The sequence below is a fragment of the Citrobacter freundii complex sp. CFNIH9 genome (genome assembly GCF_002903305.1).
Classification (GTDB): Bacteria; Pseudomonadota; Gammaproteobacteria; order Enterobacterales; family Enterobacteriaceae; genus Citrobacter; species Citrobacter portucalensis.
Genome location: NZ_CP026238.1, coordinates 3754609 through 3779342 on the forward strand (window position 1 = coordinate 3754609; position 24734 = coordinate 3779342).

The window sequence follows — 24734 nt, forward strand, 5'->3', positions numbered from 1 at the left end:
AATAAAGCTAACATAATCCGCAGATTTATTCTTTGAAATCGTTTGCATCCAGCTCGTGCCGAGAAAGCAATTTATAGAATTCGGTGCGGTTGCGCCCCGCCATTCTTGCCGCGTGGGTCACATTGCCCTTGGTGATTTGCAGCAGCTTACGCAGATAGTTGAGCTCAAACTGGTTACGCGCCTCAACAAAGGTCGGCAGCGCGGTGTTTTCCCCTTCCAGCGCCTGCTCCACCAGCGCGTCGCTGATCACCGGCGAAGAGGTCAACGCCACGCACTGCTCAATTACGTTGACCAGCTGACGCACGTTGCCCGGCCAACTGGCGGTCATTAACCGCTTCATGGCATCGGTTGAAAAGGCGCGTACGAACGGTTTGTGCCGTTCAGCAGACTGGCGCAGCAGATGGTTCGCCAGCAGCGGAATATCTTCCGTACGCTCGGCCAGCGCAGGGATCTTCAGGCTCACCACATTGAGGCGATAGTACAAATCCTCGCGAAATTCGCCCCGTGCCATCGCTTTGGGTAAATCGCGGTGGGTCGCAGAAACGATCCGCACATCAATGTCGATATCGCGGTTACTGCCCAATGGTCTGACTTTTCGTTCCTGCAATACGCGCAGCAGTTTCACCTGTAACGGCGCAGGCATATCGCCAATCTCATCGAGAAACAGCGTACCGCCTTCTGCGGCCTGAAACAGCCCTTCACGATTGCTCACCGCACCGGTAAAAGCACCGCGCGCATGACCAAACAGTTCTGATTCCAGCAGTTGTTCCGGCAACGCACCGCAGTTAATGGCAATGAAAGGTTTTTGGCTGCGTGGGCTGGCGTTGTGAATAGCCTGAGCGAAAACTTCTTTCCCGGTCCCGCTTTGGCCGTTAATCAAAACGCTAACGTCCGATTGCGCCACCATCCGCGCCTGTTCCAGCAGGCGTAGCATCAGCGGGCTGCGGGTAACGATAGATTCGCGCCAGCTGTCATCGGTGGCGGGCGCAGACTGTTCCAGCGCCCCGTCAATCGCGTGATATAACGCGTCCTTGTCGACTGGTTTAGTGAGGAAACTGAACACCCCTTGCTGGGTCGCCGCAACGGCGTCCGGAATGGAGCCGTGAGCGGTCAGGATAATCACCGGCATTCCAGGCTGTACTTTCTGGATTTCAGTAAACAGCTGCATGCCATCCATTTCATCCATGCGCAGATCGCTAATAACCAGATCCACTTTTTCACGGTTCAGCACCCGTAACCCTTCCTGCCCACTTTCCGCGGTCACGACGCTGTAGCCTTCGCTGGTCAGTCGCATTCCAAGTAATTTCAACAGGCCCGGATCGTCATCCACCAGCAGCAGATGCGCGGGCTTACGGCTTATCATGGCGTAACCTCATCGGCAGACGGCGCTGCGCCTTCTTCGTTATCAGGCGTAGTGAGTTTATCGTTCCCGTGCAGCGCATCAGGATTGTAGTTACCGCCAGGTTTGCGCGTGGAAAGCTGGCGCTCAATATCGGTCAGATTCTCCAGCTTGCGGGTCGTGAGATCGAGCTGGGACTGCAAATGCTGTTGCTGTTGGCGCAGCGTATCGAGATCGCTGTCGGACGCCTGCTGGAGCTTACTGTAGCGCATACGCTCTTCGGCAAGCTGCAACTGCAACGTTTGGCTGCTGCGCCAGACCTGATACAGCGGGCGTACCTGCGGCGGAATTTGCGGGCTTAACGCATCGAGGCGCGTAACAGCCTCCCGCCTTTCAGGCGGCGTAATGTTGGCATTATCGAGCAGGATCCCACGCCTGAAAGCGCCCTGCCAGGTATCTGCCATCAGGGTGCTGGCTTCACTACGCGCCTGCACCGGCATCAGGCGATTGGCACAATCCATCGCCCGCAGCCAGTACAACGGATTGGTTTCTGTAGACTGGCCAGACAGCGACCAGATATCCGTACAGTCGGTTGCAAGGTAGTCCGCCAGTTGATTAGGCGGAATTTTCTCCTGCGAGGGATCGCCGATAATATGATTCACCGCGTTCGGGACACAACCAACCAGCGCCAGGCACGGCAGGCTTGCGAGGATGACGCGACGAAGAAAATGTCGTTTAAGCATTCGGACAACAACGTATGGCATACTCACCAGACTTAGGTTTATTTTAGTGATTTTTCGCAGCAGCTAGCGGCAGTTCTATGCGAAAACAAACGTTTTGCGCATGGTCATCAACCAGATACAGCTTGCCCCGCATACGGCGGATGCAATCTCTGGCAATGCTTAGCCCCAACCCGCTTCCTTTTACCGCCCCTTTTCGCTGATGACTCCCCTGGAAAAAAGGCTCGAAGATCATGGTCTGTTCTGCTTCTGGAATCGGTGTGCCGGTATTCATTACATCGATGTATACCGTTGAGCCATGCAAACTGCTGCGGATCCAAATGTTACCGGATTCAGCACCATAGTGCACCGCATTGGAATAAAGATTGTCCAGCACGCTCATCAACAGCATCGGTTCTGCCAGGCAAGTGTTCACCGCAAGCGCAACATCAGTATGTATCATTTTGGCGCGAGCGGGCAGGCTATGCGCAGAAACAACGCTTTCCACCAGCGGCGCGATTTCCACACTTTCAAGTTCCACCTCGTCATCCGCCAGCTTGCGGTTGTAATCGAGGAGTTGTTCAATCAGCTTTTGCAGGTTACGGCTGCTGTCATCCAGAATACCGACCACCTCTTTTTGCTCCGGTGTTAACGGGCCAACCACCTGATCGGCCAACAATTCGGTACCTTCGCGCATGCTCGCCAGCGGTGTTTTCAGCTCATGGGAAAGATGGCGTAAAAACTGATGCCGTTGCGACTCAAGCCAGGAGAGACGTTCGCTTAACCAGATGATACGCTGCCCCACGGATCTCAGCTCCCGTGGCCCGGTAAATAATACGCTATCCCCCAGCGAGCGCCCTTCTCCCAGACAGTTGATCATCCGTTCAATGCCCTTCACCGGGCCGATAATCATGCGGGTAAACAGCAAGACCATCGCCAGGCTGACGAGAAACAGCACCAGTGCCTGCCAGCCAAAAAACTGCCCGCGTTCGGCTATTTCCTGCTGTAACTGCTGCCCACGAGAAAAGACCACGGTACGCGTCGCTTGCACCATCTCGGTATTGGCATTGGCGAACGCTTCCAGCCGTGCAGCCGACACACTGTCAGGACCACTGTTTTTACACTGCAACTGCGCGAGATCGTTAAGATCCTGACGCAACGCCTGGTAGAGCTTGGTATCCGGCAACACCCCCGCATGCGCATCCAGCATGTCGCTGTAGCGTTTACGCTGGCTTTGGTAGACCCTGGCCAATGTTGGGTCATCAAGCACGCAGTATTGCCGATAGCTGCGCTCCATCTCCAGCGCGACGTTGGTCATCGCCTCGCTGCGTCTGGCATCAATCAGCGTGGTGCGGTTTGTCAGCGCAGCCTGCGCGCTCAGGGCATTCAGACTTTGCCATGCCTGCCAGGCCAGAACTAACAACGGCAGCAGGATAAGCAAGAAGGCCAACGTCACCAATTGACGTAAAGATCGGGGAAAAACTGACCAGCGCTTCAAGGCGTTACTCTCAATGGACAGGAATAGATTGATGCTAACTGAGGGGAACGCCAGATACAACAAAGCCGGGATTAACCCGGCTTTGTTGTGGAATAAGGCGGTGCCTAACTCGACGTTTCGCCCGGAGGTTGATATGAGCAATGCTAATATCAGATGTTGGACGGCAGGCACCTTGTTGTGCGTCATTCGAAGTTTATGTAGCACGTCCCGAAGGGGCTGACATAAGAAGGTGAATGAGCCACTGGTTAATATTATGCAGCATCTGTGCCAATATTCAAAACACTTTATTAACACAATGATAAGTATGAAAAATATTATTATTTTCACAAATAACAATTCTGGCTGTTTTTTGTTCTCTCTGTCGCCAATCAGCAACACTTGCAGCACTTAAAAACAAATCCCTATTAAATCAAATAATTAAACGTCTCTTTTTGACGACACCGCAACCCTGTCCATGTCGGCATTTCCCGACACTTTACTTTTAGGTGCAAGCGCTGAGTTTATTGCCGGATGGCGGCGTGAACGCCTTATCCGGCCTACAACCGCATTTTCCCTGTAGGCCTGATAAGCGTAGCGTCATCAGGCGGGTTTCATCCGGCAGACAAAAAAAAGCCCCTCGCGAAGAGGGGCTTGATGACTATTGAGCGAATTAACCGAGCTGTTTACGCGCGTTGCGGAAAATACGCATCCACGGGCTATCCTCGCCCCAGTTTTCCGGGTGCCAGGAGTTGCTCACGGTACGGAACACACGTTCCGGGTGCGGCATCATAATGGTGACGCGACCATTTTCAGTGGTCACTGCAGTAATGCCGTTCGGCGAACCGTTCGGGTTAGCCGGATAGGTCTCGGTCACCTTACCGAAGTTATCAACGTAGCGCAGCGCCACCAGACCTTTGCTCTCAAGCTGAGCCAGATGCGCACCGTCACGCACTTCCACACGACCTTCACCGTGAGAAACGGCAATCGGCATCATCGAACCCACCATATCGGCAAGCAGTAAAGACGGGCTTTGCGTCACTTCGACCAGACTGAAGCGGGCTTCAAAACGATCGGAATGGTTACGCACAAAGCGCGGCCACAGGTCGCTTCCTGGGATCAGCTCACGCAGGTTAGACATCATCTGACAACCGTTACACACACCGAGTGCCAGCGTTTGCGGGCGATGGAAGAAGGTTTCGAACTCATCACGGACGCGGTTGTTGAACAGAATCGACTTCGCCCAACCTTCACCAGCGCCAAGCACATCGCCGTAAGAGAAGCCGCCGCAGGCCACCAGCGCCTGGAAGTTACCCAGGCCGATACGTCCGCCCAGCAGGTCGCTCATGTGCACATCGATGGCGTCGAAACCCGCACGGTGGAAGGCTGCTGCCATTTCAACGTGGGAGTTCACACCCTGCTCGCGCAGTACGGCCACTTTGGGACGCGCACCGGTGGCGATGTACGGAGCGGCAACATCTTCGTTGATATCAAACGACAGTTTAACGTTGAGACCAGGGTCCGCATCGTTGGTTTTAGCATCGTGTTCCTGATCGGCGCATTCCGGGTTGTCACGCAGGCGCTGCATCTGCCAGGTGGTTTCCGCCCACCACATACGCAGGGTAGTACGGCTTTCGCTAAACACCGGCTGGCCATTAGCGGTCAGGGTGAAGCGGTCACCTTCAACGGCTTTACCGAGGAAGTGTACGCAGTCTGCCAGGCCGTGGGCAGCCAGAATTGCTTCCACTGCCTCACGTTCAGCAGCACGAACCTGAATCACCGCACCCAGTTCTTCGTTAAACAGCGCCGCCAGACGATCTTCACCCAGAGAGTGGATATCAGCGTCAATACCGCAGTGACCGGCGAAGGCCATTTCCGCCAGCGTAACCAGCAGACCGCCGTCAGAACGGTCATGATAGGCCAGCAGCTTACGCGCAGCGACCAGCGCCTGAATCGCATCGTAGAAACCTTTCAGTTGCTCAACGTTACGCACGTCGGCAGGCTTATCGCCCAGTTGACGGTAAACCTGCGCCAGCGACGTAGCGCCCAGTGCATTGTGACCAAGACCGAGGTCAATCAGCAGCAGGGCGTTGTCTTCAGTAGACAGCTGCGGGGTAATGGTGTGGCGCACATCTTCTACGCGGGCAAAGGCGGTAATCACCAGCGACAGTGGCGAGGTCATTTCACGCTGCTCGTTACCTTCCTGCCAGCGGGTTTTCATCGACATAGAGTCTTTGCCCACTGGAATGGTCAGGCCGAGCGCCGGGCATAGCTCTTCCCCGACGGCTTTTACTGCTTCGTACAGGCCAGCATCTTCACCAGGGTGACCCGCAGCCGCCATCCAGTTTGCCGACAGCTTAATACGTTTGATGTCACCAATCTGCGTTGCCGCAATGTTTGTCAGCGCTTCACCGACCGCCAGACGCGCAGAGGCAGAGAAGTCCAGTAGTGCAACCGGCGCGCGTTCGCCGATAGACATCGCTTCGCCGTAGTAGCTATCGAGGCTTGCGGTAGTGACCGCGCAGTTAGCGACCGGGATCTGCCATGGACCAACCATCTGGTCACGCGCAACCATGCCGGTAACGGTACGGTCACCGATGGTCACGAGGAACGTTTTCTCCGCGACAGTCGGTAGATGCAGCACGCGGTTAACCGCATCTGCAATCGAGATTTCACCACGATTCAGGGCATCGCCTTTGGCTTTCAGCGTCTGCACATCGCGGGTCATTTTCGGTGTTTTACCCAGCAGCACATCAAGCGGCATGTCGATCGGCTGGTTGTCGAAGTGGCTGTCGCTCAAGGTCAGATGCTGTTCTTCGGTAGCTTCACCAATCACCGCATACGGCGCGCGCTCACGCTTACACAGTTCGTCAAACAGCGGCAATTGATCGGCAGCAACCGCCAGCACGTAGCGTTCCTGGGATTCGTTACACCAGATTTCCAGCGGGCTCATACCCGGCTCGTCGCTGAGGATATCGCGCAGCTGGAACTTACCGCCACGACCGCCATCGCTTACCAGCTCCGGCATAGCGTTAGACAGTCCACCCGCGCCAACGTCATGGATAAACAGAATCGGGTTCGCATCACCCATCTGCCAGCAACGGTCGATAACTTCCTGGCAACGACGTTCCATTTCCGGGTTGTCACGCTGTACGGAAGCGAAATCAAGATCGGCATCAGACTGGCCGGAAGCCATAGAGGAGGCTGCCCCGCCGCCAAGGCCAATGTTCATCGCCGGGCCGCCGAGGACGATAAGCTTAGCGCCAACGACGATCTCGCCCTTCTGTACGTGATCGGCGCGGATGTTACCGATCCCGCCTGCCAGCATGATCGGTTTATGGTAACCGCGCAGCTCTTCGCCGTTATGGCTGTTGACCTTTTCTTCATAGGTACGGAAGTAGCCGGTCAGCGCCGGACGACCAAATTCGTTGTTAAACGCCGCGCCGCCCAGCGGACCTTCGGTCATGATATCAAGCGCGGTAACAATACGGTCCGGCTTACCGAAGTCTTCTTCCCACGGCTGTTCAAAGCCAGGAATACGCAGGTTGGAAACGGAGAACCCCACCAGCCCGGCTTTCGGTTTTGCACCGCGACCTGTTGCGCCCTCGTCGCGGATTTCGCCGCCAGAGCCGGTTGCAGCACCTGGCCACGGAGAGATGGCCGTCGGGTGGTTGTGAGTTTCAACCTTCATCAGGATGTGGGCTGGTTCCTGATGGAAATCGTAGCGGCCGGTTTTGTGGTCGGCAAAATAGCGGCCCACTTCAGAGCCTTCCATTACCGCAGCGTTGTCTTTATAGGCGGACAGCACGTGGTCCGGCGTGGTTTCGAAGGTATTCTTGATCATCTTGAACAGCGACTTAGGCTGCTGTTTACCATCGATAACCCAGTCGGCGTTAAAAATCTTGTGACGGCAGTGCTCAGAGTTGGCCTGCGCAAACATGTACAGTTCAATATCGTTCGGGTTACGTCCCAGTTTGGTGAACGCATCCTGCAGATAGTCAATTTCGTCTTCCGCCAGCGCCAGACCCAGACGCAGGTTAGCGTCGATCAGCGCCTGACGCCCCTCACCCAGTAGATCAACGCTGGAGACCGGCGCCGGTTGGTGATGGGCAAACAGTTTTTCGGCATCGTTCAGCGCAGAGAAAACCGTTTCCATCATGCGGTCGTGCAGTTCGTCGGCCACCATCTGCCATTGCTCAGCGGTCAGCGTAGAGGCTTCTACATACCAGGCAATGCCACGTTCCAGGCGGCTAATCTGGTGCAGACCGCAGTTGTGGGCAATATCAGTCGCTTTAGAAGACCACGGGGAGATGGTGCCTGGGCGAGGCGTAACCAGCAGCAGTTTGCCTTCCGGGGCGTGGCTTTGCAGAGCAGGACCATATTTCAGCAGGCGTGCAAGCTGCGCGTGCTCATCTTCATTTAACGGTGCATTCAGATCGGCAAAATGGACGTACTCGGCGTAAATGTTGTGGACCTGGAGGTTGGCAGCCTGAAAACGTGCCAGCAGTTTGTTAATACGGAATGCAGACAGTGCAGGTGAACCACGCAGAATTTCCATCATAAGTCTCTCGTCTTCTAAGCTTTCGGTGTGCCCAAGTGGGGGAAACGGGCGTCATTATAAAGAATCTACCGCGCCGACGAAACCGTTTGCGTCGAAATAAAATCACGACCGTCACTTATCATCAAATGCGGTCAGATTTCTGAATAAGTTGCCAACTGACGCAAGTTTAAGCAAAATGCCGTTCATTAATGACGACTTCACTTCTTAATCAACACCACAGCAGACAGAGACAACGTACGGTTCAGAGAATTAACTAATTGAAAAAATTAAAGATTAATTATCTGTTCATCGGCATATTGACGCTGTTGTTGGCAGCGGCCCTTTGGCCATCTATCCCCTGGTTCGGTAAAGCCGAAAATCGTATCGCCGCCATTCAGTCGCGGGGAGAGCTGCGCGTCAGTACCATTGATTCGCCATTAACTTACGCGACCCTCAACGGCAAAAAATTCGGTCTGGATTATGAACTGGCCCAGGAATTTGCCGACTACTTAGGCGTGAAGTTAAAAGTTACCGTACGCCAGAACATCAGCCAGCTTTTTGACGACCTGGATAACGGCAATGCCGACCTGTTAGCCGCAGGCTTGGTCTATAACAGCGAGCGGGTTAAAAATTACCAGCCCGGACCGACCTATTATTCGGTTTCACAACAGCTGGTGTACCGGGTTGGGCAATACCGCCCGCGCACGCTTGCCACCGTGAACGAAAACCAACTGTCTATCGCCCCGGGGCACGTGGTGGTTAATGACCTCCAGCAGCTAAAAGAGAAAAAATTTCCCGATCTGAGCTGGAAAGTCGATGACAAAAAGGGCACCACCGAACTGCTTGATGATGTAATCGCCGGAAAGCTGGATTACACCATTGCCGATTCTGTTGCCATCAGCTTATATCAACGCGTGCATCCTGAGCTGGCCGTAGCGCTCGACGTCTCTGACGAACAACCGGTGACATGGTTTAGTCGGCTGGACGATGACAACACGCTGTCTGCCGCCCTACTGGATTTCTTCAACACCATGAATGAAGACGGTTCTCTGGCGCGGCTGGAAGAGAAATATCTCGGGCATGGCGATGATTTTGACTATGTCGATACCCGCTCCTTTTTACGCGCCGTAGACAGCGTGTTGCCGGACCTCAAGCCGCTGTTTGAGAAATATGCGCAAGAGATAGACTGGCGACTGCTGGCCGCTATCTCATATCAGGAATCACACTGGGACGCGCAGGCCACATCTCCAACCGGCGTACGCGGACTGATGATGTTGACCAAAAATACTGCCCAGAGTCTCGGGCTGACCGACCGTACCGATGCCGAACAGAGTATCAGCGGCGGCGCGCGATACTTGCAGGATATGATGAGTAAAGTACCGGATACCGTCCCCGAAGGAGAACGCATCTGGTTTGCCCTTGCAGCCTATAACATGGGTTATGCACACATGCTGGATGCGCGGGCGCTGACGGTGAAAACCAAAGGCAATCCGAACAGTTGGTCCGACGTAAAACAGCGATTACCGTTGCTCAGCCAAAAGCCGTATTACAACAAGCTGACCTATGGCTATGCACGTGGCCACGAAGCTTACGCCTATGTGGAAAATATCCGTAAGTACCAAATTAGCCTGGTGGGATATCTGCAAGAGAAAGAAAAACAGGCGCTAGAAACGCAGCAACTGGCGCAGGATTACCCGACGGTGACGCCCGCAGAGCTATTAGGTAAAGAGAAATTCCCGCTTTCGGCGTTTCTGTCTCAAACGTCGTCAAACTACCTGACGCACTCCCCTTCCCTGCTGTTTTCACCGCATAAAAAAGAGGAGAAGTAGTCTTGTACGTCTGATAAGCGCACTGCCATCAGGCTGAGAGTTACTGATTAGCGGATTTTTTCAGGGCTTTGATTTCCTGCCGGCGCATGCGGAAGAAATCACTTAGCAACGTGGCACATTCATCCCGCAGTACCCCCTCGGTCACTTCAACCCGATGATTCATTCCAGGGTGATGCAGTACATCCATTAATGACCCGGCAGCGCCCGTTTTCGCATCGCGCGCGCCAAAAACGACCCGACCGATACGGCTGTGCACCATCGCGCCAGCGCACATCACGCACGGCTCCAGAGTGACGTACAGCGTGGCATCTAACAGACGGTAGTTTTGCAGCACCAGGCCGCCCTGACGCAGCGCCATAATCTCAGCGTGGGCAGTCGGATCATGATGTCCAATAGGGCGGTTCCAGCCTTCGCCAATCACTCGGTTGTGATGTACCAATACCGCACCCACCGGGACTTCACGCTCATCCCAGGCGCGCTTAGCCAGCGTTAAAGCATGACGCATCCAGTATTCGTGGCTAAATTCAACATCTGACAAAGGGGTAACTCCAGTAATCAAAGCGGGCGCATTATACACGTCATACTTCAAATTGCATGTGCGTTAGCTATTCGAGTTGCTGAAGCTCTCCGCGCGGCGTGACGCGCCAGCGATGCTGGCAAAAAGAGAGCAGCGGATTGTCCTGATTACTGTCACTATAGCCACTGTAAAGCTGTAGCGGCGCGCCAATGTGGCGTTCCAGTTGTGTCACTTTCTCATGGCCCAGACAGCGCAAAGTCAGTACCCAGCCGCCGTATCCCCGCGCCATTTTGCTGGCAATCAGATTGACTCGCGGTAGCCATGGAGTATCAAAGTAAACCTGCTCGACCAGTGACTGCGGAGAGCCGGTAATAAGCCAGATATCAGCGTCAGAACTTAACAGATAGGTTGTCAGCCGCTGCTGCACGAGCGGAAACGCCGTCACGTTACGGCGAAACCAGCGCACAAAGTCGGCCTGATGCGCTTTCAGACGCGCCTCGCTGCGGCCAAAAGTGCATCCCCATAACAGCAGGCTCATTGGCCAGCGGGCAGCACGTCCTTTTATCAGCAACGCCAGCGCAATCACCGGTAACAGAGGCAGCACAAGCAACGCGTTCAGCGGCTGGCGACGCAGCAGATAACGAATAAAACTACCGAACATATCCTGCTGGTGTAACGTGCCATCCAAATCAAAAAAGACAACGCGGCGCTGGTGATTGGTCAAACCTTATTCCTCTGGATCAGTGAATCCCAATAGCCAGGTAAACAGGAACCCGGCGATAACTGCTACCAGATAGCCTAACAGATAGAACATCACTTTTCCGGCAACAATCGTCAGTGCCAGCGGTAACCCGGAGATGCCAAAGGTGATGACCGTCGCCACCTTCCAGTAGCTAATCAGCGCCCCACCTACCGCGCCGCCAAGACAGGCACCGATAAACGGCTTACCCAACGGCAGCGTTACGCCAAAAATCAGCGGCTCGCCAATCCCCAGCAGTCCGACCGGTAGCGCCCCTTTGATCACTTTCTTTAGCCGCGCATTACGAGTTTTCATCAGAACCGCGATCGCAGCACCTATTTGCCCAACGCCCGCCATCGCCAGGATCGGAAAAAGCGCGTTATAACCGTGTGCCTGAACCAGCTCAACGTGGATGGGCACCAATCCCTGATGAAGTCCGGTGAGCACCAACGGCAGGAAGGTTCCTGCCAGCACAGCACCGACCAGAAAACCGCCGCGATCGATAGCCCAGGATGCGCCGTGAGCGATAGATTCAGAAATCCATCCGCCAAGCGGTTGCAGCGCCACAATCGCGATTACGCCGGTAATGATGGTGGTTAGCAGCGGGTTAAGGATAAGCTCCAGTGATTCCGGCAACAGCGTGCGGAATTTACGTTCGATCCAGCACATCAGCGCAACCACCAGCAATACCGCGATCACCCCACCGCGCCCCGGCTGCAACGCTTCGCCAAACAGGGTAATTTGCGCCAACTGAGGGCTGGAAAGGATCCCCGCCATCACCCCGCCCATTGCCAGGGAGCCACCGAAAACTTTGGCGGTATTCACCCCGACCAGAATATTCATAATGGCAAACACGGCGCTGCCAAATATGCCCATCAACCCCAGCATATTTGGATAGTGGGTCGCAAAATCCCCCACGATATCCGGGCGCTTAAGGATGTTAATAATCCCGGTAATCAAACCGGAGGCGATAAACGCCGGAATAAGAGGGATAAAGACGTTCGCCAGCTTGCGCAGCGCATCGCTCATCGGCGCTTTGTACTTTGCTTTGGCCTCTGACTTGGTGCGCTCAATATCATTGGCACCTGCTCGCTCGCCGCCATCGGCAATCAGGGAACGCATGGCATCCACCACTTTGGCAGCTTTACCGGGGCCGACAATAATCTGGTGCTGTGCGCCCTGCTTCACGTAGCCGCTAACGCCGGGCAGTTGCCTGAGGCGGGGAATATCGATCTGCCCGTCATCCTGAACTTCCACCCTGACACGGGTCATACAGTTTTCCAGACGCAGAATATTGTTCTCTCCGCCAACGCCCAGCAGGATGTCGCTGGCCAGCAACGCCGTCTTATCCATATACACCTCTTAGTGTTCTAACGCCGCGCGTAAAAAACCCTGGTGAGCGGCAAGCTTTTCGCGGGCGGCAGCGGCATCCAGGCCGGTGAGCGCCATTAAAATAGCTGGCTTAACATCATAATCCGTCTGCTTCAGCAGCGTTTCAGCTTGAGCCCGCGCAATACCGGTGGCTTCAACCACCATACGGCACGCCCGATCGACCAGTTTGACGTTGGTTGCCTGCATATCCACCATCAGGTTCTGGTACACCTTGCCAAATTTCACCATCGCGCCGGTGGAGATCATATTGAGCACCAGCTTTTGCGCGGTGCCGGATTTCAGTCGTGTTGACCCGGTCAGCGCCTCAGGCCCCACTACCGGAGAAATAGCAATATCCGCTTCATGCGCGATAGGGGAATCCGGATTGCAAGAAATAGCCGCCGTTGTACAGCCCACCGAACGCGCATATTTCAACCCACCAATTACATACGGCGTACGACCAGAAGCTGCCAGCCCCACCACCAGATCCTGCGCGGTAAGATTGAGCCCGCGCAGATCGTCTTCGCCTAGCTGCGGGTTATCTTCTGCGCCTTCTACTGCCTTCAGCAAAGCGCCCGGTCCCCCGGCAATCAGCCCAACCACCAGACCGTGCGGGACGCCGAAGGTCGGTGGGCATTCAGACGCGTCCAGCACCCCAAGACGCCCGCTGGTACCTGCTCCCATGTAAATAATGCGTCCACCGGCTTTTAGCGCGTCAGCTGCCGCATCGACCGCACGCGCAACTTCAGGAAGAGTTGCTTTTACTGCTTCAGCTACCAGCGTATCCTGTTGATTAAAACGATGAACCAACTCCAGAGTGGAGAGCGCATCCAGATCCATGGTCTGAGGATTACGGGTTTCTGAAACTAACGCACCGAGATTCATTTTTTGTTCCTTAGGAATTTTTAATTCATAATAATCTGTCATAATGGAATATTATATTCACTAAGGCGAGTGATATTTTGTTTTGTAATCGCCATCACATTTTCGCCAGGAGAAAGCATGAACTGTTTAATTCGCATTCGTCAGCGTTATCCGGATCTCGCGCAAAGCGATAAAAAACTTGCGGATTATCTTCTTGCTCAGCCGGATACTGCGCGTCATCTCAGTTCACAACAGCTGGCCTTTGAAGCGGGCGTCAGCCAGTCCAGCGTGGTGAAATTCGCGCAAAAGATGGGCTTTAAAGGATTCCCGGCACTCAAACTGGCGATTAGCGAAGCATTGGCCAGCAATCCTAATCCCCATTCCATTCCGGTACATAATCAGATTCGCGGTGACGACCCGATGCGAATGGTAGGCGAGAAACTGATTAAAGAGAACGTGGCGGCGATGCATGCAACGCTGGACGTCAACAGCGAAGAGAAACTGATGGAGAGCGTCACGATGCTGCGTTCAGCCCGCCGCATTATCGTGACCGGGATTGGCGCATCGGGTCTGGTGGCACAGAATTTTGCCTGGAAGCTGCTGAAGATTGGTTTTAACGCGGTGGTGGAACGCGATATGCACGCCCTACTGGCGACGGTGCAGGCGCTTTCGCCCAACGATCTACTGCTGGCCATTTCGTATACCGGAGAGCGTCGCGAGCTCAACCTGGCTGCGGATGAAACGTTGCGCACCGGCGCGAAAATCCTCGCCATCACCGGATTCACACCGAACGCCCTGCAGCAACGGGCAAGTCATTGTCTGTACACCATTGCCGAGGAGCAGGCCACGCGCAGCGCAGCGATTTCCTCCACCCATGCGCAAATGATGCTCACTGATTTACTGTTTATGGCGCTGGTACAGCAGGATCTGGAGCATGCCCCGGAACGTATTCGCCACAGTGAGGCACTGGTAAAAAAACTGGTCTGAGCAAAGAATGCGCGTATAATGCCCGCCCGATTTGTGATGTTTTGAGAGTTTCCTGATGGCCCTGTTAATCACTAAAAAGTGTATCAATTGCGATATGTGCGAGCCCGAATGCCCGAATGAGGCGATTTCGATGGGTGATAGCATTTACGAGATTAACAGCGACAAGTGTACGGAATGCGTAGGCCATTACGACACGCCAACCTGCCAGAAGGTGTGCCCGATCCCCAATACTATTTTGAAAGATCCGGCGCATGTCGAAACAGAAGAGCAGCTGTGGGATAAGTTTGTGCTGATGCACCACGCCGATAAACTTTAGCCGCGTCGCCATCTGGCGATGAAGCCCCTACCCTGCCCCTGCAACAAACGCATAACCCGTAGGCCGGATAAGACGCTACGCGTCGCCATCCGGCATCGTCCTGAATCTAACTTTCGATAATCACCGTGGCGCAGGCGTAGTGACGCTCATCGGCCAGCGTCACATGCATGTACGCAACGCCGAGTTTTTCCGCCAGTTTTAACGCCTCTCCCCATAATCGCAGACGCGGCTTACCGAGTTCATCGTTAAAGACTTCAAACTGATTAAACGCCAGCCCATTGCGAATACCCGTGCCAAAGGCTTTTGCTGCCGCCTCTTTGACTGCAAAACGCTTCGCCAGAAAACGCACCGGCTGCTGATGCGTTTCCCAGATTGCCCATTCGTTGTCGCTGAGCACACGTCTTGCCAGGCGGTCGCCGGAACGGGAGATCACCGCTTCGATGCGGGCAATCTCCACGATATCCGTACCTAATCCCAGAATCGCCATTAGCCACGCGCTTCCAGCATCAGGCGCTTCATTTCGACTACGGCCTCTTTCAGGCCGCTCATCACCGCACGTCCAATAATGGCATGGCCAATGTTCAGCTCGTGCATTTCCGGGATCCGCGCGATAGCTTTAACGTTGTGATACGTCAGACCGTGACCCGCATTCACCTTCAGGCCAAGACTTGCAGCATAGGTTGCCGCTTTGGCGATACGCGCCAGTTCGCTGGCCTGTTCTGCGTCGGTTTTCGCATCGGCGTAACAGCCGGTGTGAATCTCAATAAACGGTGCGCCAACTTCCGCAGCGGCCTTAATCTGTTCTTCATCGGCATCGATAAACAGCGAAACCAGAATGCCTGCGTCCGCCAGCCGTTTGCAGGCATCGCGCATCTTGTCACGCTGACCGGCGACGTCCAGCCCACCTTCAGTGGTAACTTCCTGACGTTTTTCCGGCACCAGGCAGCAAAAATGCGGCTTAGTCTCAACGGCAATCGACAGCATCTCTTCGGTGACTGCCATTTCCAGATTCATGCGCGTATCCAGCGTCTGGCGCAAAATACGTACGTCACGGTCGGTGATATGACGACGGTCTTCACGCAGGTGTACGGTAATACCGTCCGCGCCCGCCTGTTCAACGATAAACGCTGCCTGAACCGGGTCCGGATATGCGGTACCGCGTGCATTACGTAAAGTGGCAATGTGGTCAATGTTGACGCCTAACAGTAATTCGGCCATGACAATCCTCGTTTTTTATTTTCGCTTCGGCATAAACTGCCGGAATAATTCGCGGCTCTTTAAGGGCTTACCACCAAGATACGGCTTTAACGCCATGCGGGTAAAGCGTTTCGCGGCGCGAAGCGTATCAGCATCCGGAAATTCCCGCGATTCGAGTGCTTTCAGATGGCGTCCGGTAAAGGTGGCGTTATCAATCACTACGCTTGCGATAAACCCTTTTTCTTCCCTGTAGCGATAGGTCATGGTGTCGTCTACCGGCTCGCCGCTGCCCGCACAGTGGGTAAAATCGACGCCATACCCCAGATGACCAAGTAAGGCCAGCTCAAAGCGACGCAATGCAGGTTCTGGCGAACCCGTCGCGCCAGCCAGCGCCTGAATACAGTTCAGGTAATCGAAAAAGAGTGCAGAAAAGCGGGTTTCGTATTCGAGTACGCGCGAGATAAGCTCGTTAATATACAAGCCGCTGTACAGCGTGATTCCGCTAAGGGGGAGTGCCAGAGAAACGGCTTCGGCGCTGCGCAAGGTTTTGACCTCGCCACGTCCACCAAAGCGAAGCAACAACGGGGTAAAAGGCTGGAGTGCGCCTTTAAGATTGGAGCGTTTGGAACGTGCGCCTTTAGCCACAAGGCGCACGCGACCCGACTCTTCCGTGAAGACGTCCAGCACGAGACTGGTTTCGCTCCAGGGGCGACTGTGCAGGACAAAAGCGCGTTGCCATCCTTCCATCATAATACTCGTCGTCTTTCAAGTTGCAGGTGCGTTGGCTGCGCCCGTTCACCCCAGTCACTTACGAGAGTAAGCTCCCGGGGATTCACGGACTTGCCGCCTTCCTGCACCTCGAAAGCCATAGAGTATTAAAACTACTGGTCGTCGCCGTAACCGAGGCTGCGCAGCGCGCGTTCGTCATCGGCCCAGCCGGATTTCACTTTCACCCACAGTTCGAGGTGAACGGGCGCTTCGAACATCTCCTGCATGTCTTTACGCGCTTCGATGCCGATGGTTTTAATCTTGGCCCCTTTGTTGCCAATAACCATCTTCTTCTGCCCTTCACGTTCGACGAGGATCAGACCGTTGATGTCGTAGCCACCGCGCTCGTTAGAGATAAAACGCTCAATCTCCACGGTAACGGAGTACGGCAGTTCAGCACCCAGAAAACGCATCAGCTTTTCACGGATGATTTCAGAGGCCATAAAGCGCTGAGAACGGTCGGTGATGTAATCTTCCGGGAAGTGATGAATAGCTTCCGGCAAATGCTTACGCACGATGCCCGCAACGGTATCGACATTCAAGCCGGTTTCGGCAGAAATCGGTACGATATCAAGGAAGTTCATCTGGCTTGCCAGGAACTGCAGGTGTGGCAGCAGATCGGCTTTTTCCTGAACGTTGTCGACTTTGTTGACGGCCAGAATAACCGGGGCTTTGCCATCACGCAGCTTGTTGAGCACCATTTCGTCGTCCGGCGTCCAGCGGGTGCCTTCGACAACGAAAATAACCAGTTCAACATCACCGATCGAGCTGCTCGCCGCTTTGTTCATCAGACGGTTAATAGCCCGTTTTTCTTCCATATGCAGACCCGGGGTATCAACATAAATCGCCTGATACGCGCCTTCGGTATGGATGCCAACAATACGGTGACGTGTTGTCTGAGCCTTACGTGAGGTAATAGAAATCTTCTGCCCAAGCAGATTATTCAACAGGGTGGATTTGCCGACGTTCGGGCGACCGACGATAGCAATAAATCCGCAGTAAGTTTTCTCTTCGCTCATTCCAGCTCCAGTTTTTTCAACGCCTGTTCGGCGGCAGCCTGCTCAGCCTTACGACGGCTCGAACCTGTGCCAACCACCGGTTCACTCAGGCCGCTGACCTGGCAGTGGATAGTAAATTCTTGATCGTGTGCTTCACCACGGACCTGCACCACCAAATAAGACGGCAGAGGCAGGTGGCGACCCTGCAAATATTCCTGCAGGCGCGTTTTCGGATCTTTTTGTTTGTCGCCTGGGCTAATTTCATCCAGACGAGTTTGATACCAGTTCAGGATCAATTGCTCAACGGTTTGAATATCGCTGTCGAGGAAGACGCCGCCGATCAAAGCTTCAACGGTATCCGCCAGGATTGATTCACGACGGAAGCCGCCGCTTTTCAGCTCACCTGGCCCCAAACGTAAACATTCACCGAGGTCAAACTCACGGGCTAATTCAGCCAGCGTATTGCCGCGAACCAGCGTCGCGCGCATGCGGCTCATATCACCTTCATCCACACGCGGGAAACGGTGATACAGCGCATTAGCGATAACAAAGCTCAAAATAGAGTCGCCTAAAAATTCTAAACGCTCGTTATGTTTGCTGCTGGCGCTCCGGTGAGTTAATGCCTGCTGCAACAGCTCCTGATGATTAAAAGTGTAGCCCAGCTTCCGTTGAAGCCGATTAATTACGATGGGGTTCATGCGATACCAATAAATGAATGCGTCAACAATTCAGCACACGAAACAGACCTGATATACGCACTTCGCTGAGCCATCTGGCTTCGCCTGCATGCATTTATATACAAACCAACGCTGTTTCGTGTGCCGTGGCAACCTGTCGGTGCCAACCTAAAACTTCGGGGGAATATTCTATACACAACGACAAGGGATGTCGTTAGTCTGCGGGAATTTATCCGAGAAATAATTCACGCTGCCGTCGTAATGACGACAACGTGAACGATTATCGGTGATTAGTGAATGCCACCAATACGGCTTAAACGCACACCGGTCGGCCATTCACCTTCTTGCTTATCGAAACTCATCCAGATAGCGGTCGCTTTACCAACCAGATTCGCTTCCGGTACAAATCCCCAGTAACGGCTGTCCGCGCTGTTATCACGGTTATCACCCATCATGAAGTAGTGTCCCGGCGGAACGATCCATGTTGCCAACGGCTGACCAGGTTGACGGTAATACATCCCCACCTGATCCTGCGCAATCGGCACGGTCAGAATGCGGTGCGTAACCTCACCCAGCGTTTCTTTACGCTCAGAGAGGCGAATACCGTTCTCTTTCGTTTCGTTCAGCGGAACTTCAAAGAAGCCGCTGGTCGCTTCACCGCCGTTACGACGAGCAAAGGTCTGTACAAAATCACTTGGCTGAACATCAGAGTACGTTACCGGCAGCGCGTTTTCACACGCCTGACCGGAACGGCATCCTGGCTGAATAGTCACCTCTTTCGCCACTGGATCGTACGTTACTTTGTCTCCCGGTAAACCGACAGCACGTTTAATGTAGTCCAGACGCGGATCTTCCGGGTATTTAAACACCACGATATCACCGCGTTTCGGATGACCGGTTTCGATCAACGTTTTCTGGTAAATCGGATCTTTAATCCCGTAGGCGAATTTCTCCACCAGGATAAAGTCACCGATAAGCAGCGTCGGCATCATCGAACCTGACGGGATCTGGAATGGTTCATAGATAAATGAACGCACCACCAGCACAATCGCCAGTACCGGGAAAACGGACGCCCCGGTTTCCAGCCAGCCTGGCTTAGGTGCCACTTTTTTCAGCGTAGCTTTATCCAGTGAATCACCTGCAGCAGCTTGCGCTGCTGCCTGACGCTCCCGGCGCTTTGGCGCGAAGATGAATTTATCTACGCACCATAAAATGCCCGTCACCAGTGTGGCAATCACCAGAATCAGGGCAAACATGTTCGCCATGCCAACTCCTTAAGATTATTTGCTGTCTTTACCGACATGCAGAATGGCGAGGAACGCTTCCTGCGGCAGTTCGACGTTACCGATCTGCTTCATGCGCTTTTTACCCTCTTTCTGTTTTTGCAGCAGCTTTTTCTTACGGCTGATATCACCACCGTAGCATTTCGCCAGAACGTTTTTACGCAGCTGCTTAACCGTTGAACGCGCGATGATGTGCGTACCAATGGCCGCCTGGATCGCGATATCAAACTGCTGGCGAGGGATCAGATCTTTCATCTTCTCAACCAGTTCACGGCCACGGCTCTGGGAGTTGTCGCGGTGGGTAATCAGCGCCAGTGCATCGACACGTTCGTTGTTGATAAGGACATCAACACGCACCATGTCAGACGCCTGGAAGCGTTTGAAGTTATAGTCCAGCGACGCATAGCCGCGAGAGGTCGACTTCAGACGGTCAAAGAAATCGAGTACGACTTCCGCCATTGGAATCTCATACGTCAGCGCCACCTGGTTACCGTGGTAAACCATGTTGGTCTGGACGCCACGCTTCTCGATACACAGGGTGATGACGTTGCCAAGGTAAGCCTGCGGCAGCAACATGTGACACTCAGCGATCGGCTCACGCAGTTCGTAGATGTTGTTCAGCGGCGGCAGCTTGGACGGGCTATCGACGTAGATAGTCTCTTTCGCCGTGGTTTCAACTTCGTAGACTACGGTCGGCGCGGTGGTGATCAGATCCAGATCGTATTCACGCTCCAGACGTTCCTGAATGATCTCCATGTGCAGCAGACCAAGGAAACCACAACGGAAGCCGAAGCCCAGCGCGGTAGAGCTTTCCGGTTCGTAGAACAGGGAGGCGTCGTTCAGGCTCAGTTTGCCAAGCGCGTCACGGAAGTTTTCGTAGTCGTCAGAGCTCACCGGGAACAGACCAGCGTAAACCTGCGGCTTCACTTTTTTAAAGCCAGGCAGCGGTTTGTCTGCCGGGTTACGCGCCTGTGTCAGGGTATCACCAACCGGTGCGCCGAGGATGTCTTTAATCGCACAAACCAACCAACCTACCTCGCCGCATTTCAGCTCGGTACGGTCAACCTGTTTTGGCGTGAAGATGCCCAGACGGTCGGCGTTATAGACCTGACCGGTGCTCATTACTTTAATTTTGTCGCCTTTACGCATAGTGCCGTTTTTAATACGCACCAGTGACACCACGCCAAGGTAGTTATCGAACCAGGAGTCGATGATCAGCGCCTGTAAAGGGCCTTCCGGATCGCCTTCCGGCGGCGGAATATCGCGTACCAGACGTTCAAGAACGTCAGTGACGCCAACGCCGGTTTTCGCCGAGCAGCGAACGGCATCCGTCGCATCGATACCAACGATATCTTCGATCTCTTCCGCTACGCGTTCAGGATCGGCGGCTGGCAGGTCAATTTTATTCAGTACCGGTACTACTTCCAGATCCATTTCCATGGCGGTATAGCAGTTAGCCAGGGTCTGCGCTTCTACGCCCTGTCCGGCATCAACAACCAGCAATGCGCCTTCACAGGCAGCAAGCGAGCGGGAAACTTCATACGAGAAGTCAACGTGGCCCGGGGTGTCGATAAAGTTAAGCTGATAGGTTTCACCATCAGATGCTTTGAAATCGAGCGTCACGCTCTGCGCTTTGATAGTAATACCGCGCTCACGCTCAAGATCCATCGAGTCGAGAACCTGCGCTTCCATTTCACGGTCAGACAGGCCACCGCAGATCTGGATAATACGGTCAGACAGCGTCGATTTACCGTGGTCGATGTGAGCTATGATTGAAAAGTTACGTATGTTCTTCATATAGTGTAATTATTGTGCCTTACGCCCGCCGGAGCAGGCTCTGAGAAGTCGCTGATCTGAGCTTAACGTCTGTTTAAGTGAAACGCCGCATTCTACACTACAACGCTGAGGCGAGGAAACGTTCATAGAGCAAGGATAGCGGGAACTGGAAACAACCTTGCAAAGTCGGTGAAACTTTTGCCGGATGGCGGCATAAACGCCTTATCCGGCCTACGCCTGCATCTGAGCACGCTGTAGACCAGATAAGCGCAACGCCATCAGGCAAAGATATCACTGCTGGGTTTCGACGCGAATAAGATCGGGTGGGAGAGCAACGTTCAGAATGACCGGCTGCCAGGCTTCGCGCTCAGCAAGCTTACGAGAGTATCCACGAGCAATCAGGAATCCGCCCACGCCCCCCAGCACTGCGCCGCTTAATGCCGCAAGATCGGAACCAAACAGCACCTGGAACAGCGCCGCGAAAAGAAACAGTCCCGCCAACGGAGACATGTAGACCAGCATCGCCGAACCCAGCAGGCTACCTTCGGCAATGCCCAGTTCAACTTTTTGACCAGGGGTCAAGGGTTCGTCGCAGGGCACCACGATAGTGTGTGTGGTCTGTGGTCCCAGTTTGTTCAGTACGCGGCTCCCGCATCCGGCCCGGGAAGCACAGCTGCTACATGATGCTTTAACATCACAGCTGACCGTCGCCAGACCATTTTGCCAGGAGACGACCGTCGCCCACTCTTTAATCATTGTGCTGCCCTGAACTTGATATTGTCCGCGATACGCTTCGCCGTTTGTGGTGGAAGCTCGCCCACAATCGTAATTTCCGCGTTATCACGCACGCTGGTGCTGACCGTTCTGCGGCCAGTACGCAGCAGTTGATCGGCGCTGTTCTGCGTCGCACGGTTTACGTTCACGGAGAAACTAAACAGGCCATCAGAATAAAGGCGTGATTCAATCGGCATGTTATCCATCGTCGGCAGCGGACGTCGACTGCTTGAGACCTCACTGAAACCTTGTGGCAACCACGACGGACTCCAGTTGAAGTTGGTTTTCTCGCCTGCAGGAACCGACAGCAACGGTGGTAAATTCGCTTTTGCTAACGTCTGCATGCTGTCGCTAACACCGTTATTCACGGTAAAGGAGATCACACGGAACTGTTCCAGCGTTTCGCCATCACGATCGAGGAGATCGACACGCATTGGCAGTTTGGTCTCCGTGTCCATCCAAACGATATAGCTGTAACGGGTGCCGTCACGCGCCACAACGCGGATCACTTCACAGAGCCGATCGGCAATACGGGTGCGGCCTACTGAGATAAAATCATAGTAGGGAGCAAGGCGTTTGAAATCGGTGTAAATCAGGGATGGCAGAGAGTCAACGATATAATCGCCGTTCAGCGTGAACGGTTCGAGACCAGGCTCAAAATAGCTAATTTCGTTGCCGCGTTGCACCACTTCCCGGCGCGGTCCATCCATTTGTAATAGTTGCGCGAGTGGACGGTTATCCTGGCGGGCATGACGATAACGTAGGGATTCAACACCCTGCTTATTGATGCTGACAAATGACAGCTCATAGGTTAGCGACTGGCTGGCCAGATTCATCTGCTGCAACAACGCCCCGGACGCAGGATTGGCCGAGGCGTTTACAGAGAAGAACAGGCTACCAGCCACAAGTGACATGGCAAACCAAAGTTGCTTCATTACTGCGATTGCGTTCCTAAAGTTTGAATTCCTGGCACCTGCACAGCGGCTTGCTGTGTTTGGGCCTGCTCAAACTGAAGCTGTTCAGAGTGCAGTCGACGTTGCAATTCGTAATCCTGCAACATGGCATTAATACGACGACGCTGCTCCTGTACCTGCTGTTGTTGACCGCCGCTGGCCGTCGCGTCAGAAGGTACACCCAAGCTAACCGGACTGGCTTTACCCATCATCGGTAATGTATTAAATACCGGTGTTTCGGGCTGCTGGGACGTTTCAGATTGCCCATTATAGTGCTGGACGCCAACGATAACTGCAAGTGATACGCACGCGGCCACACCCATTTGGGTAAGCTGCGCGGCCCACGGACGCATTTTCTTCCAGAATGGCATTTTCTGCCACTGGTGCGGTGCTGGCTGGGCCTCAGGAATCAATGGCGCCGTCTGACGTACTGGCTCATCCTGGATGGCGGCCATTACGCGGGCGGAAATATCGAAATGGAGAACGTCGGCGGTATCACCTCGCATGGAATCGCGAATCAGGTGATAACTCTCCCAGGTTTTTTGCATTTCCGGGTCGTGAGTTAGCTCTTTGAGTAACTCAGTATCCAGCGTTTCGCCATCCATTAAAGCGGAAAGTTTCTCTTTCTGCATGCCTAATACCTTTTCCAGTATCCCGCTATCGTCAACGCCTGATAAGCGGTTGAACTTTATTATCAATAGCTTCCCTCGCTCGGAAGATACGTGAACGCACCGTACCTACCGGACAATCCATGATAGCGGCTATCTCTTCATAGCTCAGGCCATCCAGCTCCCGCAAGGTTATTGCCATGCGTAAATCTTCCGGGAGGGACTCAATAGTTCGGAAAACTATCTGTCTCAGTTCTTCTGACAACATTAAGTTCTCAGGGTTCGAAATTTCTTTCAGTGCTCCGCCACTTTCGTAATTTTCTGCTTCAATCGCATCAATATCACTGGAAGGTGGACGACGCCCCTGAGCGACCAGGTAATTCTTCGCTGTATTGACTGCAATACGATACAGCCAGGTATAAAAAGCACTATCTCCCCGGAACGAATCCAGCGCACGATAGGCTTTGATAAATGCTTCTTGTACTACATCGGGTACATCACCCGACGGTACATAGCGAGAAACCAGACTCGCCACCTTATGCTGATAGCGCACTACCAGTAGGTTAAAGGCTTTCTGATCTCCCTTCTGGACCCGTTCTACCAGGACCTGGTCCGTTAACTGCTCGCTCATCCGAGGTAAAGTCTCCCCAAACCAAATTTCCACGCGCTTTCGAAACGCCACTCCATCAGCTTCACTATGAGCAAGCAAATGCTTAGAGTGCTCAAGTTTCGTAAAGTTCCGTTACGCATTGTTTTTTGTTTGTCATGTTGTAGACAGGTCTTATCTCTCATTATAAGTCTACATAACCCGATCAACGCACTATCTGTACAGAAATGCCCATTTCACCGCTTGCAGAGTAACCCAACGGGCACTTTATTTCATCACATAATCTGATGCTAACGGCCTGCTTCACAAAATATTTTTGCCTATTTCGCCCTCATCATGCTTTTCCTTCATGTTTAGTCATTGCAACACATTTAAAAATAAAACGTGCAGTATCGCGC

The 24734-nt window shown here is 53.8% G+C and carries 23 protein-coding genes; 3 read left to right on the top strand and 20 right to left on the bottom strand.

Annotated elements, in window-relative coordinates; genetic code table 11:
• Nucleotides 1–25: 25 nt before the first annotated feature.
• The 4 genes from glrR to purL all read right to left on the bottom strand — a co-directional run bounded on the left by glrR (nt 26) and on the right by purL (nt 8093).
• Nucleotides 26–1360, bottom strand: a complete 1335-nt coding sequence (gene glrR / locus C2U43_RS19180) for a two-component system response regulator GlrR (RefSeq protein WP_304502732.1) — start codon at nt 1358–1360, stop codon at nt 26–28.
• Nucleotides 1360–2103, bottom strand: coding sequence for a two-component system QseEF-associated lipoprotein QseG (gene qseG / locus C2U43_RS19185; RefSeq protein ID WP_032944248.1), 744 nt, complete (start codon nt 2101–2103; stop codon nt 1360–1362). The genes glrR and qseG overlap by 1 nt, the downstream gene beginning before the upstream one ends.
• Nucleotides 2104–2125: 22 nt before the next feature.
• Nucleotides 2126–3556: a two component system sensor histidine kinase QseE/GlrK gene (qseE, locus tag C2U43_RS19190; RefSeq protein WP_103286014.1), complete on the bottom strand. Its 1431-nt coding sequence runs from the start codon at nt 3554–3556 to the stop codon at nt 2126–2128.
• Nucleotides 3557–4205: 649 nt separating this feature from the next.
• Entirely contained in the window at nt 4206–8093 is a 3888-nt protein-coding gene (purL, locus tag C2U43_RS19195; RefSeq protein ID WP_048225083.1) for a phosphoribosylformylglycinamidine synthase, read from the bottom strand.
• Nucleotides 8094–8350: 257 nt separating this feature from the next.
• On the opposite strand from purL, the gene mltF reads away from it, so the two are divergent.
• Entirely contained in the window at nt 8351–9901 is a 1551-nt protein-coding gene (gene mltF, locus C2U43_RS19200; protein WP_103285649.1) for a membrane-bound lytic murein transglycosylase MltF, read from the top strand.
• Between the two features lie 40 nt (nt 9902–9941).
• On the opposite strand, the gene tadA is transcribed toward mltF, so the two are convergent.
• From tadA to murQ, 4 genes are read right to left on the bottom strand one after another with little or no spacing between them, the layout of a single operon-like run.
• Entirely contained in the window at nt 9942–10478 is a 537-nt protein-coding gene (gene tadA / locus C2U43_RS19205; protein WP_071941323.1) for a tRNA adenosine(34) deaminase TadA, read from the bottom strand.
• Between the two features lie 28 nt (nt 10479–10506).
• Nucleotides 10507–11142, bottom strand: a complete 636-nt coding sequence (gene yfhb, locus C2U43_RS19210) for a phosphatidylglycerophosphatase C (protein WP_008785491.1) — start codon at nt 11140–11142, stop codon at nt 10507–10509.
• Between the two features lie 3 nt (nt 11143–11145).
• Nucleotides 11146–12510 carry a PTS transporter subunit EIIC gene (locus C2U43_RS19215; protein WP_008785492.1) on the bottom strand — a complete coding sequence of 455 codons (1365 nt, stop codon included), beginning with the start codon at nt 12508–12510 and terminating at the stop codon, nt 11146–11148.
• Nucleotides 12511–12519: 9 nt separating this feature from the next.
• A complete protein-coding gene (murQ, locus tag C2U43_RS19220) occupies nt 12520–13413 on the bottom strand; it encodes an N-acetylmuramic acid 6-phosphate etherase (protein ID WP_032944255.1) in 894 nt (297 codons plus the stop codon).
• Between the two features lie 117 nt (nt 13414–13530).
• On the opposite strand from murQ, the gene C2U43_RS19225 reads away from it, so the two are divergent.
• Together C2U43_RS19225 and C2U43_RS19230 are read left to right on the top strand one after the other, a co-directional pair.
• On the top strand, nt 13531–14379 hold the full coding sequence (locus tag C2U43_RS19225) for a MurR/RpiR family transcriptional regulator (protein WP_032944256.1): 849 nt from the start codon (nt 13531–13533) through the stop codon (nt 14377–14379).
• A 55-nt stretch (nt 14380–14434) separates the two neighbouring features.
• On the top strand, nt 14435–14695 hold the full coding sequence (locus C2U43_RS19230) for a YfhL family 4Fe-4S dicluster ferredoxin (protein ID WP_003037590.1): 261 nt from the start codon (nt 14435–14437) through the stop codon (nt 14693–14695).
• Nucleotides 14696–14801: 106 nt separating this feature from the next.
• On the opposite strand, the gene acpS is transcribed toward C2U43_RS19230, so the two are convergent.
• The 12 genes from acpS to rseD form a co-directional block, all read right to left on the bottom strand.
• Nucleotides 14802–15182 (bottom strand): holo-ACP synthase, encoded by a 381-nt coding sequence (gene acpS, locus C2U43_RS19235; protein WP_103285650.1) that lies wholly within the window; start codon nt 15180–15182, stop codon nt 14802–14804.
• Nucleotides 15182–15913, bottom strand: a complete 732-nt coding sequence (pdxJ, locus tag C2U43_RS19240) for a pyridoxine 5'-phosphate synthase (RefSeq protein WP_008785494.1) — start codon at nt 15911–15913, stop codon at nt 15182–15184. The genes acpS and pdxJ overlap by 1 nt, the downstream gene beginning before the upstream one ends.
• Nucleotides 15914–15928: 15 nt before the next feature.
• Entirely contained in the window at nt 15929–16639 is a 711-nt protein-coding gene (gene recO / locus C2U43_RS19245) for a DNA repair protein RecO (RefSeq protein WP_008785495.1), read from the bottom strand.
• A 134-nt stretch (nt 16640–16773) separates the two neighbouring features.
• Nucleotides 16774–17679 carry a GTPase Era gene (gene era / locus C2U43_RS19250; RefSeq protein ID WP_032937937.1) on the bottom strand — a complete coding sequence of 302 codons (906 nt, stop codon included), beginning with the start codon at nt 17677–17679 and terminating at the stop codon, nt 16774–16776.
• Nucleotides 17676–18356 carry a ribonuclease III gene (gene rnc, locus C2U43_RS19255; RefSeq protein WP_003037579.1) on the bottom strand — a complete coding sequence of 227 codons (681 nt, stop codon included), beginning with the start codon at nt 18354–18356 and terminating at the stop codon, nt 17676–17678. Before rnc ends, era begins: the two co-directional genes overlap by 4 nt.
• Nucleotides 18357–18625: 269 nt before the next feature.
• The gene (lepB, locus tag C2U43_RS19265) at nt 18626–19600 is read right to left on the bottom strand and encodes a signal peptidase I (RefSeq protein ID WP_003835329.1); all 975 of its coding nucleotides are present in this window, start codon (nt 19598–19600) and stop codon (nt 18626–18628) included.
• Between the two features lie 15 nt (nt 19601–19615).
• The gene (gene lepA, locus C2U43_RS19270; protein WP_003037577.1) at nt 19616–21415 is read right to left on the bottom strand and encodes a translation elongation factor 4; all 1800 of its coding nucleotides are present in this window, start codon (nt 21413–21415) and stop codon (nt 19616–19618) included.
• A gap of 270 nt (nt 21416–21685) precedes the next feature.
• Nucleotides 21686–22150 carry a SoxR-reducing system protein RseC gene (gene rseC / locus C2U43_RS19275; RefSeq protein WP_003037576.1) on the bottom strand — a complete coding sequence of 155 codons (465 nt, stop codon included), beginning with the start codon at nt 22148–22150 and terminating at the stop codon, nt 21686–21688.
• Nucleotides 22147–23103 (bottom strand): sigma-E factor regulatory protein RseB, encoded by a 957-nt coding sequence (gene rseB / locus C2U43_RS19280; protein ID WP_003835334.1) that lies wholly within the window; start codon nt 23101–23103, stop codon nt 22147–22149. Before rseB ends, rseC begins: the two co-directional genes overlap by 4 nt.
• Entirely contained in the window at nt 23103–23753 is a 651-nt protein-coding gene (gene rseA / locus C2U43_RS19285) for an anti-sigma-E factor RseA (RefSeq protein ID WP_008785497.1), read from the bottom strand. Before rseA ends, rseB begins: the two co-directional genes overlap by 1 nt.
• Nucleotides 23754–23784: 31 nt before the next feature.
• On the bottom strand, nt 23785–24360 hold the full coding sequence (gene rpoE / locus C2U43_RS19290) for an RNA polymerase sigma factor RpoE (protein WP_003037573.1): 576 nt from the start codon (nt 24358–24360) through the stop codon (nt 23785–23787).
• Nucleotides 24357–24521: a rpoE leader peptide RseD gene (rseD, locus tag C2U43_RS29425; protein ID WP_122973798.1), complete on the bottom strand. Its 165-nt coding sequence runs from the start codon at nt 24519–24521 to the stop codon at nt 24357–24359. Before rseD ends, rpoE begins: the two co-directional genes overlap by 4 nt.
• Nucleotides 24522–24734: the final 213 nt, after the last annotated feature.